Below are 16,427 nucleotides of genomic sequence, written 5' to 3' on the forward strand. Positions count from 1 at the left end.
GGGTCCGCCCGGCCGGCCCGCCGGGCGTTCTCGGGGAGGACCCTCGCGTACGCCGCGCTGGCGGTGGGCCTGGTGGCGGGGGCGACCGGGGCGTTCCTGGCCACGGAGCCCGGGATCGACGTGGACAACCAGGCGTTCGTCGACCCGGCCGTCACCGACGAGGTCCTCACCGCGGCGAGCACGAACGTCCAACGTCTGGTCGCGATCGACCACGAGGCGCTGGACGAGTACCACGACTCACTCGGAGAGTTCCTCACCCCGGAGCTCGTGTCCGAGTTGGACCAGAACTGGCCCGCTCTGCGCGACAGCTACGAGCAGTCGGCCACCGCCGTCGAGGCACAGGTCCGTGAGGCGGGGCTGTCCTACCTCGACGGGGACAAGGCCGAGGTGCTCCTGGTGCAGGACGTCTCGATGACCCGCGACGGCATCGCGGCAGGCAGCACCAGCGGTACGTACCTGGTCGGTCTCGACCGGATCGACGGGGTGTGGAAGCTGTCACGGATCCCCGACCTCCCCTCCTGACGGGCGGTCGGGCGGGTCCGGTCGCGGGGCATCTCCGGGCCGGACCGGACGAGATCCTTGACGAACGGCCGTCGACCCGTCACCCTTTAGGGGCGTCGGGCGATCAGATCGCCCGCAGGTGCGACGTCCCGACCGGGGGCCGATGAGGCGAGAGCCACGAGGGCAACCAGCGCAGGGACGGACGGCGTACCCGCCAGCACACAGCCTCCGGGGGCACCCCCGTCGACGGCTGGACTTCCGCGCCGCCATCCGCTAGATTAGGTCGTTGCGCTGGCTGCTATTTGCACTCTCGTCCGTCCGTGACGGCTCGTCCCCGGTCCCACCGGGTGATCTTCGAGTCCTCGACCGGGTCGGATTCGGGTGGATACCCGTCGGCGGACCGCTCGCAGATACATCTGTGGTCACCGCCCGTGGTGATCACGTGAGGTGCTGGAAGGACCCATCTTGGCAGTCTCCCGCCAGACCAAGTCAGTTTCCACCGTTCCCGGTGCGCCCCGGAGGGTCTCGTTCGCGAAACTCTCCGAGCCGTTGCCGGTCCCGGGACTGCTCGACCTCCAGACGGAGTCGTTCGAGTGGTTCATCGGGTCGGAGGAGTGGCAGCAGAGGGCCGCGTCCCGCGGCGTCACGAACCTCGAGGGAGGCCTGGAGTCGATCCTCAGGGAGATCTCCCCGATCGAGGACTTCTCCGGATCCATGTCGCTCTCGTTCTCCGATTCGTACTTCGAAGAGGTCAAGGCCTCGATGGAGGACTGCCGCGAGAAGGATCGTACGTACGAGGCGCCCCTGTTCGTCACGGCCGAGTTCGAGAACACCGAGACGGGCGAGATCAAGTCGCAGACCGTCTTCATGGGTGACTTCCCGATGATGACGGACAAGGGCACGTTCATCATCAACGGCACCGAGCGCGTCGTCGTCTCGCAGCTCGTCCGCTCGCCCGGCGTCTACTTCGACCGGAGCCGCGACAAGTCGACGGAGCGGGACGTCCACTCCGTGAAGGTCATCCCGTCGCGCGGTGCGTGGCTGGAGTTCGACGTGGACAAGCGCGACACGGTCGGCGTGCGTATCGACCGCAAGCGCCGTCAGTCCGTGACCGTGCTGCTCAAGGCCCTCGGCTGGACCACCACCGAGATCAAGGAGCGCTACGGCTTCTCCGAGATCATGATGTCCACCCTCGAGAAGGACACGGTCGAGGACACGGACCAGGCCCTGCTCGAGATCTACCGCAAGCTGCGTCCGGGCGAGCCGCCGACCCGCGAGTCCGCGGAGGCGCTCCTGGAGAACCTGTTCTTCAAGGAGAAGCGCTACGACCTGGCCCGCGTCGGCCGCTACAAGGTCAACCGCAAGCTCGGTCTGCCGGATCCCGAGGGAGACGACACCACCACGCTCACGCGTGAGGACATCGCCGCCACCATCGAGTACCTCGTGCGCCTCCACGCGGGCGAGACCTCGATGCAGGTCCCGGGGGGCCGCGAGGTCCCGGTCGACGTCGACGACATCGACCACTTCGGAAACCGTCGTCTGCGCACCGTCGGCGAGCTCATCCAGAACCAGGTCCGCGTGGGCCTGTCCCGGATGGAGCGCGTGGTCCGTGAGCGGATGACCACGCAGGACTCCGAGGCGATCACCCCGCAGTCGCTGATCAACATCCGGCCCATCACCGCCGCGCTCAAGGAGTTCTTCGGAACCTCCCAGATGTCGCAGTTCATGGACCAGAACAACCCGCTGTCGGGCCTGACCCACAAGAGGCGCCTGTCCGCCCTGGGCCCCGGCGGTCTGTCGCGTGAGCGCGCCGGCCTCGAGGTGCGCGACGTGCACGCCTCGCACTACGGTCGCATGTGCCCGATCGAGACCCCCGAAGGTCCGAACATCGGTCTGATCGGGTCGCTCTCGGTCTACGCGCGGGTCAACCCGTTCGGCTTCATCGAGACCCCCTACCGCCGGGTCGTCGACGGCGCGGTCACCGACCAGGTCGACTACCTCACCGCCGACGAGGAGGACCGCCACGTCGTGGCGCAGGCCAACTCGGAGATCGACGAGAACGGCAGGTTCGTCGAGGACCGCGTCCTCGTGCGCAAGAAGCACGGTGACGTCGAGGTCGTCGCGGGCACGGATGTCGACTACATGGACGTCTCGCCGCGGCAGATGGTCTCCGTGGCCACCGCCATGATCCCGTTCCTCGAGCACGACGACGCCAACCGTGCCCTGATGGGCGCGAACATGCAGCGTCAGTCGGTCCCGCTCGTGCGGTCCGAGTCGCCGCTCGTCGGCACCGGCATGGAGCTGCGCGCGGCCGTGGACGCGGGCGACGTCGTCGTCAACACCCGTGCGGGCGTGGTGGAGGAGGTCTCGGCCGACTTCATCACCGTCATGGACGACGACGGGGGACGTCAGACCTACCGCCTGGCCAAGTTCGCGCGGTCCAACCAGGGCACGTGCTCCAACCAGAAGCCGATCGTGGACGAGGGGATGCGCGTCGAGGCCGGTCAGGTCCTCGCCGACGGACCCTGCACCGAGAACGGCGAGATGGCGCTCGGCAAGAACCTGCTCGTGGCGATCATGCCGTGGGAGGGTCACAACTACGAGGACGCGATCATCCTCTCGCAGCGACTCGTGGAGGAGGACGTGCTCACGTCCATCCACATCGAGGAGCACGAGATCGACGCCCGCGACACCAAGCTGGGCGCCGAGGAGATCACCCGCGACATCCCCAACGTCTCCGACGAGGTCCTGGCGGACCTGGACGACCGCGGCATCGTGCGCATCGGCGCCGAGGTCCGTGACGGCGACGTGCTGGTCGGCAAGGTCACGCCCAAGGGCGAGACCGAGCTCACCCCCGAGGAGCGCCTGCTGCGCGCGATCTTCGGTGAGAAGGCGCGCGAGGTGCGCGACACCTCGCTCAAGGTGCCTCACGGCGAGTCCGGGAAGGTGATCGGCGTCCGCGTGTTCTCGCGCGACGACGACGACGACCTGCCCCCCGGCGTGAACGAGTTGGTCCGGGTCTACGTGGCGCAGAAGCGCAAGATCCAGGACGGCGACAAGCTCGCCGGTCGCCACGGCAACAAGGGCGTCATCGGCAAGATCCTCCCCGCCGAGGACATGCCGTTCATGCCCGACGGCACACCCGTGGACATCATCCTCAACACGCACGGCGTCCCGCGTCGTATGAACATCGGTCAGATCATGGAGACCCACCTCGGCTGGCTGGCCAAGGCGGGCTGGGAGGTGCCCCGCGAGGCGGACGGTTCCCTCCCCGAGTGGGCGTCCAAGCTGCCGGAGGAGATCCACAGCGTCGAGGCCGGCACCAACACGGCCACGCCCGTCTTCGACGGCGCGGCGGACACGGAGATCACCGGCCTGCTCGGCTGCACCCTCCCGAACCGCGACGGGGAGCGGATGGTGGAGGCCGACGGCAAGGCGACCCTGATCGACGGTCGGTCGGGTGAGCCCTTCCCGTACCCGGTGTCCGTGGGGTACATGTACATCCTCAAGCTGCACCACCTGGTGGACGACAAGATCCACGCCCGCTCCACGGGTCCGTACTCGATGATCACCCAGCAGCCGCTCGGCGGTAAGGCCCAGTTCGGTGGCCAGCGCTTCGGTGAGATGGAGTGCTGGGCGATGCAGGCCTACGGTGCCGCGTACACCCTCCAGGAGCTGCTCACGATCAAGTCCGACGACGTCGTGGGCCGAGTGAAGGTGTACGAGGCGATCGTCAAGGGGGAGAACATCCCCGAGCCCGGGATCCCGGAGTCGTTCAAGGTCCTGCTCAAGGAGCTGCAGTCGCTGTGCCTCAACGTCGAGGTGCTCTCCAGCGACGGTCAGGCGGTCTCGTTGGGTGAGGGCGCCGAGGACGACGACCTCGACCGCACCGCCGCGAACCTGGGGATCAACCTCTCCCGGGACGAGTCCTCGGCCGCGGACGAGCTGGCGCAGTAGGCGCCTGGGGCGCGCAACCGGCGCCCCGCATCCGACAGAGTCAGTATCACCACGGCGGGCCCCGTACCGGCCCCACCCCGCGAGGGGCCCGCCACCATCCCATACGGGAAAGGACGCCTACGTGCAGGACGTCAACTACTTCGACGAGCTGGTCATCAGCCTGGCGACGGCGGAGAACATCCGCAACTGGTCCTACGGCGAGGTCAAGAAGCCGGAGACCATCAACTACCGCACCCTCAAGCCGGAGAAGGAGGGCCTGTTCTGCGAGAAGATCTTCGGCCCCACCCGGGACTGGGAGTGCTACTGCGGCAAGTACAAGCGCGTGCGCTTCAAGGGCATCATCTGTGAGCGCTGTGGCGTCGAGGTCACCCGCGCCAAGGTGCGTCGTGAGCGGATGGGCCACATCGAGCTGGCCGCGCCCGTCACCCACATCTGGTACTTCAAGGGCGTCCCGTCGCGGCTGGGCTACCTCCTGGACCTCGCGCCCAAGGACCTCGACAAGATCATCTACTTCGCGGCCTACGTCATCACCGGCGTGGACTCCGACCTGCGCCACAACGAGCTCAGCACCCTCGAGGCGCAGATCCTCGAAGAGCGCAAGATCATCGAGGACGAGCGGGACTCCGACATCGAGGCACGCGCCAAGAAGCTCGAGGCCGACCTGGCCGAACTGGAGGCCGAGGGTGCCAAGGCCGACCAGCGCCGCAAGGTCAAGGACGGCGGCGAGAAGGAGATGAAGAAGATCCGCGAGTCGGCCCAGCGTGAGCTGGACCGTCTCGAGGAGATCTGGACCACCTTCACCAAGCTGGAGGTCAACCAGATCATCGTGGACGAGAGCATCTACCGCGAGCTCGAGGACCGCTTCGGCGAGTACTTCGAGGGCGGGATGGGTGCCGAGGCTATCCAGTCGCTGCTGGAGAACTTCGACCTCGAGAGCGAGGCCGAGAGCCTGCGCGACATCATCCGCAACGGCAAGGGCCAGAAGAAGATCCGCGCCCTCAAGCGTCTCAAGGTCGTCTCCGCGTTCCTGCGCTCGGGCAACAACCCGGCCGCGATGGTGCTCGGGGCCGTCCCGGTGATCCCGCCGGAGCTGCGTCCGATGGTCCAGCTCGACGGCGGCCGGTTCGCCACCTCGGACCTCAACGACCTCTACCGCCGCGTGATCAACCGCAACAACCGTCTCAAGCGGCTGATGGATCTCGGTGCCCCCGAGATCATCGTCAACAACGAGAAGCGGATGCTGCAGGAGTCCGTGGACGCGCTGTTCGACAACGGTCGTCGTGGGCGGCCCGTCACGGGGCCGGGCAACCGACCGCTCAAGTCGCTCTCGGACCTCCTCAAGGGCAAGCAGGGCCGGTTCCGCCAGAACCTGCTCGGCAAGCGCGTCGACTACTCGGGTCGTTCCGTCATCGTCGTGGGTCCGCAGCTCCAGTTGCACCAGTGCGGTCTGCCCAAGCTCATGGCTCTCGAGCTGTTCAAGCCGTTCGTCATGAAGCGGCTGGTGGACCTCAACCACGCCCAGAACATCAAGTCCGCCAAGCGGATGGTCGAGCGTCAGCGCGACCAGGTGTGGGATGTGCTCGAAGAGGTCATCGCCGAGCACCCGGTGATGCTCAACCGCGCGCCCACGCTGCACCGCCTCGGCATCCAGGCGTTCGAGCCGCAGCTCGTCGAGGGCAAGGCCATCCAGCTCCACCCGCTCGTGTGTGAGGCGTTCAACGCCGACTTCGACGGTGACCAGATGGCCGTGCACCTGCCGCTGTCGGCGGAGGCGCAGGCCGAGGCCCGCATCCTCATGCTCGCCTCGAACAACATCCTGTCGCCGGCGTCGGGCCGACCGCTCGCCATGCCGCGTCTGGACATGGTGACGGGTCTGTACTACCTGACCCGGCTCGACGAGGGAGCCACGGGCGCCTATGTCCCGGCCACGCAGGACGCCCCGGCGACCGGCGTGTACTCGACCCCGGCGGAGGCCATCATGGCCGTCGACCTGGGGGTGCTGGACATCCACGCGCCGATCCGGGTGCGGATGACGCACCAGCGGCCCCCCGCCGAGATCGAGGCCGAGCTGTTCCCCGAGGGGTGGAGCCAGGGCCAGGAGTGGATGGCCGAGACCACGCTGGGTCGCGTGATGTTCAACGAGCTGCTCCCGGCGGACTACCCGTTCGTCAACGAGCAGATGCCGAAGAAGCGACAGGCCGTGATCATCAACGACCTCGCCGAGCGGTACCCGATGATCGTCGTCGCGCAGACGGTGGACAAGCTCAAGGACACCGGTTTCTACTGGGCCACCCGCTCGGGCGTCACCATCGCGATGTCCGACGTCCTGGTCCCGCCGGCCAAGAAGGAGATCCTCGCCTCGTACGACGCCAAGGCGGCCCGCCTCGAGTCGCAGTTCGGCCTGGGCAAGATCACCGACGAGGAGCGCAAGAGCGACCTGGTCAAGCTCTGGCAGGAGGCCACCGACGAGATCGGTCAGGCCATGGAGGCCAACTACCCGGACTCCAACCCCATCCCGACGATCGTCAAGTCGGGCGCGGCGGGCAACATGACCCAGATCCGCTCGCTCGCGGGCATGAAGGGCCTGGTGACGCGTCCGAACGGCGAGTTCATCCCGCAGCCCATCAAGTCCTCGTTCCGCGAGGGTCTGACCGTGCTCGAGTACTTCATGAACACGCACGGTGCGCGCAAGGGTCTGGCCGACACGGCGCTCCGTACGGCCGACTCGGGCTACCTCACGCGGCGTCTCGTCGATGTCTCCCAGGACGTCATCGTCCGCGAGACGGACTGTGGGACGAGCAAGGGCATCGAGACCGTCATCGCCCGACGTGAGGTGGACGCGCACGGGGTCGAGACCGGTGCTCTCTCGCGGGACGAGCACGTCGAGACCTCGACGTTCGCCCGCACCCTCGCGGAGGACGCGGTCGACGCCTCCGGGACGGTCATCGTGGCCGCCGGCACCGACCTCGGCGACCCGACCATCGAGGCGCTCATCGCCGCCGGAGTGGAGAAGGTCAAGGTCCGCTCGGTCCTCACCTGCACCACGGGTACGGGAGTCTGCGCCACCTGCTACGGCCGGTCCATGGCGACCGGTCTGCTGGTCGACATCGGCGAGGCCGTCGGCATCGTCGCCGCCCAGTCCATCGGTGAGCCGGGCACCCAGCTGACCATGCGCACGTTCCACCAGGGTGGCGTCGGTGACGACATCACCGGCGGTCTGCCGCGTGTGCAGGAGCTCTTCGAGGCCCGGGTACCCAAGGGCAAGGCCCCGATCGCCGAGGAGGCGGGCCGCATCCGCCTCGAGGAGGAGGAGCGCTTCTACACCATCACGATCGTGCCGGACAACGGCGCGGACGAGATCGTGTACGAGAAGCTGTCCAAGCGTCAGGGACTCGCGCACATCACCCTCGATGACGGGTCCTCCCGCCCGATCGTCGACGGCGACCACCTCGACCGCGGGCAGCCGCTGCTCGAGGGGCCGGCCGACCCGCACGAGGTTCTGGCCATCCTGGGCCCGAACGGTGTCCAGAAGTTCCTCGTCGACGAGGTGCAGAAGGTCTACCGCGCGCAGGGCGTGTCGATCCACGACAAGCACCTCGAGGTGATCGTCCGCCAGATGATGCGTCGCGTCGCCATCAACGAGTCCAACAGCACCGAGTTCCTGCCCGGTGCCCTGGTCGAGCGCGCCGAGCTCACCGCGGAGAACCGTCGCGTCCTCACCGAGGGCGGCTCGCCGGCCTCGGCGCGACCGGTCCTCATGGGTATCACCAAGGCCTCGCTCGCCACGGACTCGTGGTTGTCGGCGGCCTCCTTCCAGGAGACCACCCGCGTGCTCACGGACGCCGCCATCAACCGGCGTTCGGACAGGCTCGTGGGCCTCAAGGAGAACGTCATCATCGGTAAGCTCATCCCGGCGGGTACCGGCATCAACCGGTACCGGAACTCGACGGTCGAGCCCACCGAGGAGGCCCGCGCGGCGGCCTACTCCATCCCGGATTACGGGGATGGGTTCTACGGTCCCGAGGACGGATTCGGCGACGCCACCGGCGCGTCGGTCCGCCTGGACGACCTGGGGTACTGAGCCGACCCCACCGGCGGCCATTCGCCGGCACGCACCACCACCGGACCCCCGGACGCCCCGAGCGCCCGGGGGTCCGGTGCGTCGGCCCCGGCCGTGTCGTCGCTGGCCGCGAACGTGTTCTAGACTTGCTCGATGTGCCCTGAGCCGCCGCGGTCCTCGCGGCGGACCGGGGCCGGATGACCGGAAGGGGAGCGATAGACCGTGCGCATCGCACTGCTCTCGTACAGGAGCAAGCCACACGGCGGCGGGCAGGGCGTCTACGTCCGGCACCTCAGCCGCGAGTTGGCCGCATTGGGTCACACCGTCGAGGTGTTCTCCGGACAGCCGTACCCCGAGCTCGACCCGGGGCCGACGCTCACCAGGGTGCCGAGCCTGGACCTGTACAACGACGCCGATCCGTTCCGCACGCCGCACCCCCGGGAGATCCGCGACCTGATCGACCTCCTCGAGGTGGTGACGATGTGGACCGCCGGGTTCCCGGAGCCGCGCACGTTCAGTCTCCGTGCGGCCCGTGCCCTCACACCGCGGCTCGCCGACTTCGACGTGGTGCACGACAACCAGTGCCTGGGAAGTGGACTGTTGGCGCTCGAGGAGGCCGGGTTCCCGGTCGTCGCCACGGTGCACCACCCCATCACCCGGGATCGCGACCTCGCCATGAAGGAGGCTCCCTGGCGCAAGAAGATCACCACCTGGCGCTGGTTCGGCTTCCTCGGCATGCAGATCCGCGTGTCCCGGAAGCTCGAGGAGATCATCACCGTCTCCAGCAACTCCGCCGAGGACATCGCGTCCGACTTCGGTGTGGACCCCGACCGGATCGTGACCATCCCACTTGGGGTCGACACCGACCGTTTCCACGATCGACGAGACCGCGAGCCCGGCCGGCTGGTGTGCGTGGCCAGCGCCGATCAGCCGCTCAAGGGTGTGCCGATCCTGCTGCGCGCGCTCGCGAAGGTCCGGCGGGACCATCCGGGGGTGAGGCTGACACTCGTCTCCAAGCTCAAGCGCAAGGGGGAGGCCGCCAGGCTGCTGGACTCGCTGGGGCTCCGCGACGCGGTCGACCTGGTGTCGGGGGTCGACGACGACGAGCTGGCCGAGCTCGTGGGCACGGCGGAGATCTCGGTCGTTCCGAGCATGTACGAGGGCTTCTCGCTGCCCGCGGTCGAGGCCATGTCGAGCGGCTGTGCGTTGATCGCCAGCCGCGCGGGCGCTCTCCCGGAGGTCGTCGGCACCGACGACATCGCCGCCCGGCTCGTCGAGCCCGGCGACGTCGACGGGCTCGCCCGCGAGATCAGCGCGTTGTTGTCCGATCCGATCGAGCGACGACGCCTGTCGCGCGGCGGGCGGCAGCGGGTGATGGAGCGGTACAGCTGGGCCGCCGTGGCACGGCGGACCGTCGAGGTCTACGAGACGGCGATCGCCAGGGTCCGGGGCGAGACGCTCCCGGACCTCACCGCCGGACCGGTCATCGGGCCGGACCAGGCAGAGCTAGACGAGCACGTCACCGACGACGTGTCCGAGGTGCTCCCGGATCCCGGGGAGTACGACATCCGTGAGCAGGAGGACGCCGCATGTTGACCGCAGACTTCGACCGTCTGGGGGTCACCCCCGGCATGCGAGCCATCGACGTGGGGGCCGGCCTCGGACGGCACACCTTCGAGCTGTACCGCCGCGGAGCCGACGTCACGGCCTTCGACCAGAACGCCGACGAGATGCGTCAGGTGACCGAGATGCTCGCCGCGATGGAGGCCGAGGGAGAGGGGCTGCCCACCTCCAAGGGGGAGGCCGTCACCGGTGACGCGCTGGACATGCCCTACGAGGACGGCACCTTCGACCTGGTGCTCATCTCCGAGGTTCTCGAGCACGTCCCGGAGGACACCCGGGCGATCGCCGAGTTGGTGCGGATCCTCAAGCCGGGTGGGGTCGCCGCGGTGACCGTGCCGCGCGAGTGGCCGGAGAAGCTCTGCTGGAAGCTCTCGGACGCCTACCACTCGAACCCGGGCGGACACTGCCGCATCTACACCGCCGAGGAGTTGGGCTACAAGCTGCGCGCCGCGGGCCTGGAGGTCACCGGCACCGGCTTCGCGCACGCGCTGCACGCCCCCTACTGGTGGCTCAAGTGCGCGGTGGGCACGGAGAACGACGACCACCCGCTGCCCAAGGCCTACCACAAGCTCCTGGTGTGGGACCTGATGAAGGGGCCCTGGCTCACCCGGACCGCCGAGAAGGTCCTGAACCCGGTGATGGGCAAATCCATCGTGTTCTACCTCCGCAAGCCCGCGGAGGCCTGATCGTCAGTGCTCACCTCCGACACCGCAGTAGACCGGTCCCGTCCCGTCCCCAGCGTCCCGGGGGTGCTCGACGCCGACGCGGCGCGGGCCACCGGCGAGTGGATCGCCTCCGTGCAGCGTCCGAACGGGGAGATCCCGTGGTTCACCGGCGGGCACACCGACCCGTGGGACCACGTGGAGTCCGCCATGGGGCTGTCCGTGGCCGGGCAGTGGGAGGCCGCCGAGAGGGCCTACGGCTTCCTCCGGGACACCCAGCGCGGCGACGGCTCGTGGCCGGTGCGGTGGCAGGACGGGGTCGTCGTCGACGCGGACACGGACTCCAACTTCTGCGCCTACGTCGCTGTCGGTGTATGGCACCACCACCTGGTCACGGCCCGGCAGGGATTCCTGGAGTCGATGTGGCCGACGGTGCGCAGGGCACTGGACCTGGTGCTGACCTTCCAGGGCCCGGAGGGGCAGATGTGGTGGGGCGCCGGGGACGAGGGCTTCTGCGAGGAGGCCCTCATCACAGGGTCCTCGAGTGTCCACCACGCCCTGCGGTGTGGCGTCGCGATCGCCGAGGAACTCGGTGAGACGGCCCCGGACTGGGACGCCGCCGCCGACTCCCTCGGGCACGCCCTGCGGGCGCACCCCGAACTGTTCACCCCCAAGGCCGAGTTCTCCATGGACTGGTACTACCCGGTGCTCGGCGGGGTGATGGTGGGTGAGCAGGCGCAGCAGCGGTTGGATGCCCACTGGGACCGGTTCGTCGTCGACGGGCTGGGCATCCGGTGCGTGGACCACCGTCCGTGGGTCACCGGCGCCGAGACGTGCGAGCTCGTGCTCGCGCTCGAGGCGGCGGGCCGGCACGACCAGGCCCTCGAGCAGTTCACCAACATGCAGCACCTGCGGGACTCAGACGGCTCCTACTGGACCGGGCTGGTGTTCGCGGACGGCAAGCGCTGGCCCGTGGAGCTGAGCACGTGGACGGGGGCGGTGGTGCTGCTCGCGGCGGACGCGCTGTCGCGCACCACGCCGGGCAATGAGATCTTCCGCTACGTCTCCGACCACACCATGCAGCGGTTGCAGAGCGCCCCGGGCGATCCGGCCGACTGCGCCCCGGGCGAGGAGTGCCCGCCGATCCCGGCCGCGGTGCGCTAGTCTGACGGAAACCGCCGCTGGACACCTGTCTGGTCAGGTGTCGGTCGGCGATCCCGACGGCACGAGGAGCGCCCATGCAATTCGGACTCACCCTGTTCACGAGTGATCGGGGGATCCGGCCGACGGTGGCCGCGGTGGCCGCGGAGAAGGCGGGGTTCTCGGCGTTCTACGTCCCCGAGCACACCCACATCCCGATCCGGCGCGAGGCCGCGCACCCGGGAACCGGCGGGGCCGAGCTGCCCGACGAGCGCTACAGCCGCACGCTGGATCCGTGGGTCACGCTCGCCGCGGTGTCCTCGGTCACCTCGACGATCCGCCTCGGCACCGCCGTCGCGATCCCGGTCGAGAGCGACCCCATCACCCTGGCCAAGACCATCGCCTCGGTCGACCACCTCTCGGGCGGGCGCACGGTGCTCGGGGTGGGGTACGGCTGGAACCTCGACGAAATGGCGGATCACAACGTCCCACCCGCGTTGCGGCGCACCATGCTGCGCGAGTACCTCGAGGCGATGCGCGAGTTGTGGACCCGGGAGGAGGCCGAGTACCACGGCCGGTTCGTGGACTTCGGCCTCAGCTGGGCCTGGCCCAAGACCGTCCAGGAGGGCGGCCCCCGGACGCTCGTCGGTGCGGCGGGAAACGAGAAGAACTTCAAGTGGATCTGCCGCAGTGCCGACGGGTGGATGACCACCCCGATCTCCCAGGACATCGCGGGGAGCGTCCGGCAGCTGCGGGAGCTGTGGGCGCAGGCCGGCCGGGACGGGGAGCCGTACATCGTGGTACTCGACGGCAAGCCGGTCCCCGAGAAGATCGAGATGTACCGCGAGTTGGGCGTGCACGAGCTCGTCTACGGGACCCCGGACAAGTCCGAGGAGGAGGTGCTGGCCTACATCGATCGTCTGGCCGGCAAACTCGGACTCGTCGTCGGCGCCTGACCGAACGGGGCCCGATTCACCGATTCACCGGGTCCCGCGCCCGGGTCCCTCACGGCGGACCCGCCGCGCCGGTACCGTCGGCGGTATGACCTCCGCCTCGGCCTCCGACACCCCCGTCGTCGTCATCACCGGAGCCGGGGGTGGTCTCGGTGCCGCCACGGCCGCGCTCTACGCCGCCCGCGGGTGGCACGTGGTCGCGGCTGATCTCACTCCGCCGGTCGGGGGCGAGGGGCTCACCCCCGTGGCGGTCGACGTCACCGATCCCGTGTCCCTGCGGGCGCTCGCGGACCGCGTCCGCGCCGACCACGGCCGGCTGGACGCGCTGATCACCTTCGCCGGGGTTCTGGGCATCGGACCGCTCGCCGAGACGGACCCCGACAGGGTGCAGCAGGTGCTCGACGTCAACGTGATGGGGACCGTCCGGACGGTGCACGCGATGTTCGACCTGCTCCGCGTCACCGGCGGCCGGGTGGTCCTCATCAGTTCGGAGACCGGGCCGCAACACGGGATGCCGATGAACGGCGCCTACGCCATGAGCAAGCACGCGATCGAGGCCTACGGGGACTCCCTCCGGCGCGAGCTCATGTTCCTCGGCCTCGACGTGGTGCTCGTGCAACCGGGCCCGTTCCGCACGGGCATGACCGCCTCCATCCGGCGCCGCTTCCAGGAGTCGACGCTCCCGGGTTCGCCCTTCGCCGCCATGGCCGCCGTGATAGGGGAGATGGCGGCCGGCGAGGACGACAAGGCCGCCGATCCCCGGCTCCTGGCGGAAGCGGTGTGGACCGCGGGCACGACCGCCCGGCCCCGCCACCGGTACGCCGTGCGATGGGATCTCGGCCGCAGGCTCCTCGACCTCCTCCCCGTCCCGGTCGTGGACAGGGCACTCAGAGCGGCGCTGAGGGGCAGGATCGACGCCGCCAGGCTCGAGATGGGGCGAGAGGCATCCGACGGCCCCAGCGTGGCCGACGCGGAGGTGCGGTCGTGAGCAACCTCGACGCCCATCCGGAGGAGATCGACTGCGAGGCGGGGGGAGCGCCCGGCGGGCCCGAACCGGGCGGTGCCGCGGTGGAGATCATCACCTCCCGTGACGTGCCCCTCGGCGGACCGCGCGCGATGACGGTCAGGCGGACCCTGCCGCAACGTCAGCGCTCTCTGATCGGAGCCTGGTGCTTCGTCGACCACTACGGTCCGGACGACGTGTCGGCCACCGGCGGTATGGACGTGCCCTCCCACCCACACACCGGACTCCAGACCGTCAGCTGGCTGTTCGAGGGCAATGTGACCCACCACGACTCCGGTGACAACCACGCGGTGGTCCGGCCCGGCGAGGTCAACCTCATGACCTCCGGAGCGGGGATCTGCCACACCGAGGTCTCGACCCAGGACACGGGCGTTCTGCACGGCGTGCAGCTGTGGACGGTGCTGCCCGAGAGGGACCGCGAGACCAGCGGCCGGGCGTTCGAGCACCACGTTCCCGAGAGGGTGGAGTACGAGGGCGGATCCGCGCTCGTCTTCATCGGGTCGTTGCTGGGCTCGTCGTCGCCCGTCGCGACCTTCACCCCGCTCCTGGGCGCGGAGCTCCGACTGGACCCCGGCGCCCGGCTCACCTTCGATGTCGACCCGGAGTTCGAACACGGGCTCCTGGTGGACACCGGCGACATCACGCTCGAGGGTGTGACAGTCCACCCCGCGCAACTGGGTTACACGGGGGTCGGCGAGGCCACCCTGACGATCGACAACACCGGATCCACCCCGGCGCGCATGATCCTCATCGGTGGCACCCCGTTCGGCGAGGAGATCGTCATGTGGTGGAACTTCATCGGCCGCAGCCACGACGAGATCGTGCGCTACCGGCAGGAGTGGGAGGACGGGTCGGATCGCTTCGGGCGGGTCGACGGGTATATCGGGCGCAACCCCGACGGGCTCACCCGCCTCCCCGCGCCCACGCTGCCCGGCAGCGTGCTCACGCCGAGGGCGAACCCGGCGGCGCGAGCACGGACCGGGAAGGACGCCTGATCATGGGTGTCCCGCAGCTGGACCGCGCCCAGCGTGAGGTCTACAAGCAGCTCGTCCGCACCGCGGTCGCCTCCCGGGAGGCGTCGACCGGGGCGGGCCTGGAGGAGGCGCTGATCGAGTTGGTCAACGTCAGGGTCTCCCAGCTCAACGGGTGCGCTGCCTGTCTGGCCACGCACGTCCCGGCCGCGCGGAAGGCGGGGGTGTCGCAGGATCGCCTCGACCTGTTGCCGGCCTGGCGGGACATCGACGATTTCGGTGCCCCCGAACGCGCCGCGCTCCGCCTGGCCGAGACCCTCACGCGGTTGGACGGGGTGACCGAGCGCGAGGAGGCCACGGCCGCCGCCGCCGAGCACTTCGACGACGACCAGCTCTCGGCGCTGGAGTGGTCGATCGTCCTGATCAACGCGTTCAACAGGGTGTCGATCGCGAGCGACCACCGGGTGCCGATCGAGGACTGAATCCCGACCTCGACACCCTGTCGCACCCCATCCCCGCCGACCCAGGCCCGGCTCGGGTCGGGGCACGGGGCCGCGAGGAGGACTACCGTGGGCCCCGTGAGCGACAAGCCGGACGTCCAGACCCTCGGCGACCTGCGCGCCGCGGGGTACACCAGCCGCAGCATGCGCGAGGAGATGCGCGAGAACCTCCTCGCCGGACTGGCCGCGGGCCGCGATCCCTGGCCGGGGATGCACGGTTTCGACACGACGGTCATCCCGCAACTCGAGAGGGCGGTCATCGCCGGTCACGACATCGTCCTGCTGGGCGAGCGCGGGCAGGGCAAGACACGCCTGCTGCGCACCCTGGTGGGCCTGCTCGACGAGTGGTCGCCCGTCGTCGCGGGATCCGAGCTGGGGGAGGACCCACTCGCTCCGATCACCTCGGCGACGCGGGAGCGGATCGCCCGCGAGGGGGACTCACTGGCGATCGACTGGCGGCACCGGACCGAGCGCTACGTCGAGAAGCTCTCGACCCCGGACACCTCCGTGGCGGACATGATCGGCGACGTCGACCCGATGCGGGTGGCGGAGGGACGGCGCCTCGGCGACCCGGAGACGATCCACTACGGTCTGGTACCCCGCGCGAACCGCGGGATCGTGGCGCTCAACGAACTCCCCGACCTGGCCGAGCGCATCCAGGTGGCGCTGCTCAACGTCATGGAGGAGCGGGACGTCCAGATCCGCGGGTACGTCCTGCGTCTTCCCCTCGACGTCCTGGTGGTGGCCTCGGCGAACCCGGAGGACTACACCAACCGCGGACGCATCATCACCCCGCTCAAGGATCGGTTCGGCGCCGAGATCCGCACGCACTACCCGCTGGACCTGTCCGACGAGATCGAGGTCGTGCGCCAGGAGGCGGAGCTCACCGCGGAGGTTCCGGACGCCGTGATGGAACTGCTCGCCCGGTTCACGCGCGAACTGCGGACCTCGGAGTCGGTCAACCAGTCCTCCGGCGTGTCCGCGCGCTTCGCGATCGCCGGCGCCGAGACCGTCGCGGCCGCGGCCAGGCGGCGCG

General features: G+C 69.4%; 11 protein-coding genes. All 11 read left to right on the plus strand.

All coding sequences use genetic code 11. The features are described from left to right. The coding region (locus G6019_RS05700) for a hypothetical protein (protein WP_182627184.1) at positions 1-522 on the plus strand (522 nt) is incomplete at its 5' end. A 426-nt stretch (positions 523-948) separates the two neighbouring features. After that, positions 949-4,458 (plus strand): DNA-directed RNA polymerase subunit beta, encoded by a 3,510-nt coding sequence (rpoB, locus tag G6019_RS05705; RefSeq protein ID WP_107757099.1) that lies wholly within the window; start codon positions 949-951, stop codon positions 4,456-4,458. Positions 4,459-4,579: 121 nt separating this feature from the next. Then, positions 4,580-8,539 (plus strand): DNA-directed RNA polymerase subunit beta', encoded by a 3,960-nt coding sequence (locus G6019_RS05710; RefSeq protein ID WP_107757098.1) that lies wholly within the window; start codon positions 4,580-4,582, stop codon positions 8,537-8,539. A 201-nt stretch (positions 8,540-8,740) separates the two neighbouring features. Then, positions 8,741-10,114, plus strand: coding sequence for a glycosyltransferase family 4 protein (locus G6019_RS05715; protein ID WP_107757097.1), 1,374 nt, complete (start codon positions 8,741-8,743; stop codon positions 10,112-10,114). Continuing rightward, positions 10,108-10,827: a class I SAM-dependent methyltransferase gene (locus tag G6019_RS05720; protein WP_107757096.1), complete on the plus strand. Its 720-nt coding sequence runs from the start codon at positions 10,108-10,110 to the stop codon at positions 10,825-10,827. The genes G6019_RS05715 and G6019_RS05720 overlap by 7 nt, the downstream gene beginning before the upstream one ends. A gap of 6 nt (positions 10,828-10,833) precedes the next feature. Beyond that, on the plus strand, positions 10,834-11,967 hold the full coding sequence (locus G6019_RS05725; RefSeq protein ID WP_107757095.1) for a prenyltransferase: 1,134 nt from the start codon (positions 10,834-10,836) through the stop codon (positions 11,965-11,967). Positions 11,968-12,041: 74 nt separating this feature from the next. Next, positions 12,042-12,899, plus strand: a complete 858-nt coding sequence (locus G6019_RS05730) for an LLM class F420-dependent oxidoreductase (RefSeq protein WP_107757094.1) — start codon at positions 12,042-12,044, stop codon at positions 12,897-12,899. Positions 12,900-12,984: 85 nt separating this feature from the next. Beyond that, the gene (locus tag G6019_RS05735) at positions 12,985-13,884 is read left to right on the plus strand and encodes an SDR family NAD(P)-dependent oxidoreductase (protein WP_182612049.1); all 900 of its coding nucleotides are present in this window, start codon (positions 12,985-12,987) and stop codon (positions 13,882-13,884) included. Beyond that, positions 13,881-14,915, plus strand: coding sequence for a pirin family protein (locus G6019_RS05740; RefSeq protein ID WP_182612050.1), 1,035 nt, complete (start codon positions 13,881-13,883; stop codon positions 14,913-14,915). The genes G6019_RS05735 and G6019_RS05740 overlap by 4 nt, the downstream gene beginning before the upstream one ends. Positions 14,916-14,917: 2 nt before the next feature. Next, the gene (locus G6019_RS05745) at positions 14,918-15,373 is read left to right on the plus strand and encodes a carboxymuconolactone decarboxylase family protein (protein WP_017838150.1); all 456 of its coding nucleotides are present in this window, start codon (positions 14,918-14,920) and stop codon (positions 15,371-15,373) included. A gap of 87 nt (positions 15,374-15,460) precedes the next feature. Continuing rightward, a partial coding sequence (locus G6019_RS05750) for a sigma 54-interacting transcriptional regulator (protein WP_375539747.1) occupies positions 15,461-16,427 on the plus strand: 967 nt, incomplete at its 3' end.

It is taken from the genome of Dietzia sp. DQ12-76 (assembly GCF_014145045.1).
Taxonomy (GTDB): Bacteria; Actinomycetota; Actinomycetes; order Mycobacteriales; family Mycobacteriaceae; genus Dietzia.

Bases quoted from the DNA above. Each gene is read 5' to 3' on its own strand.
- G6019_RS05735 (WP_182612049.1), top strand. From the start codon at position 12,985: ATGACCTCCGCCTCGGCCTCCGACACCCCCGTCGTCGTCATCACCGGA.
- G6019_RS05745 (WP_017838150.1), top strand. From the start codon at position 14,918: ATGGGTGTCCCGCAGCTGGACCGCGCCCAGCGTGAGGTCTACAAGCAG.
- G6019_RS05730 (WP_107757094.1), top strand. From the start codon at position 12,042: ATGCAATTCGGACTCACCCTGTTCACGAGTGATCGGGGGATCCGGCCG.
- G6019_RS05720 (WP_107757096.1), top strand. From the start codon at position 10,108: ATGTTGACCGCAGACTTCGACCGTCTGGGGGTCACCCCCGGCATGCGA.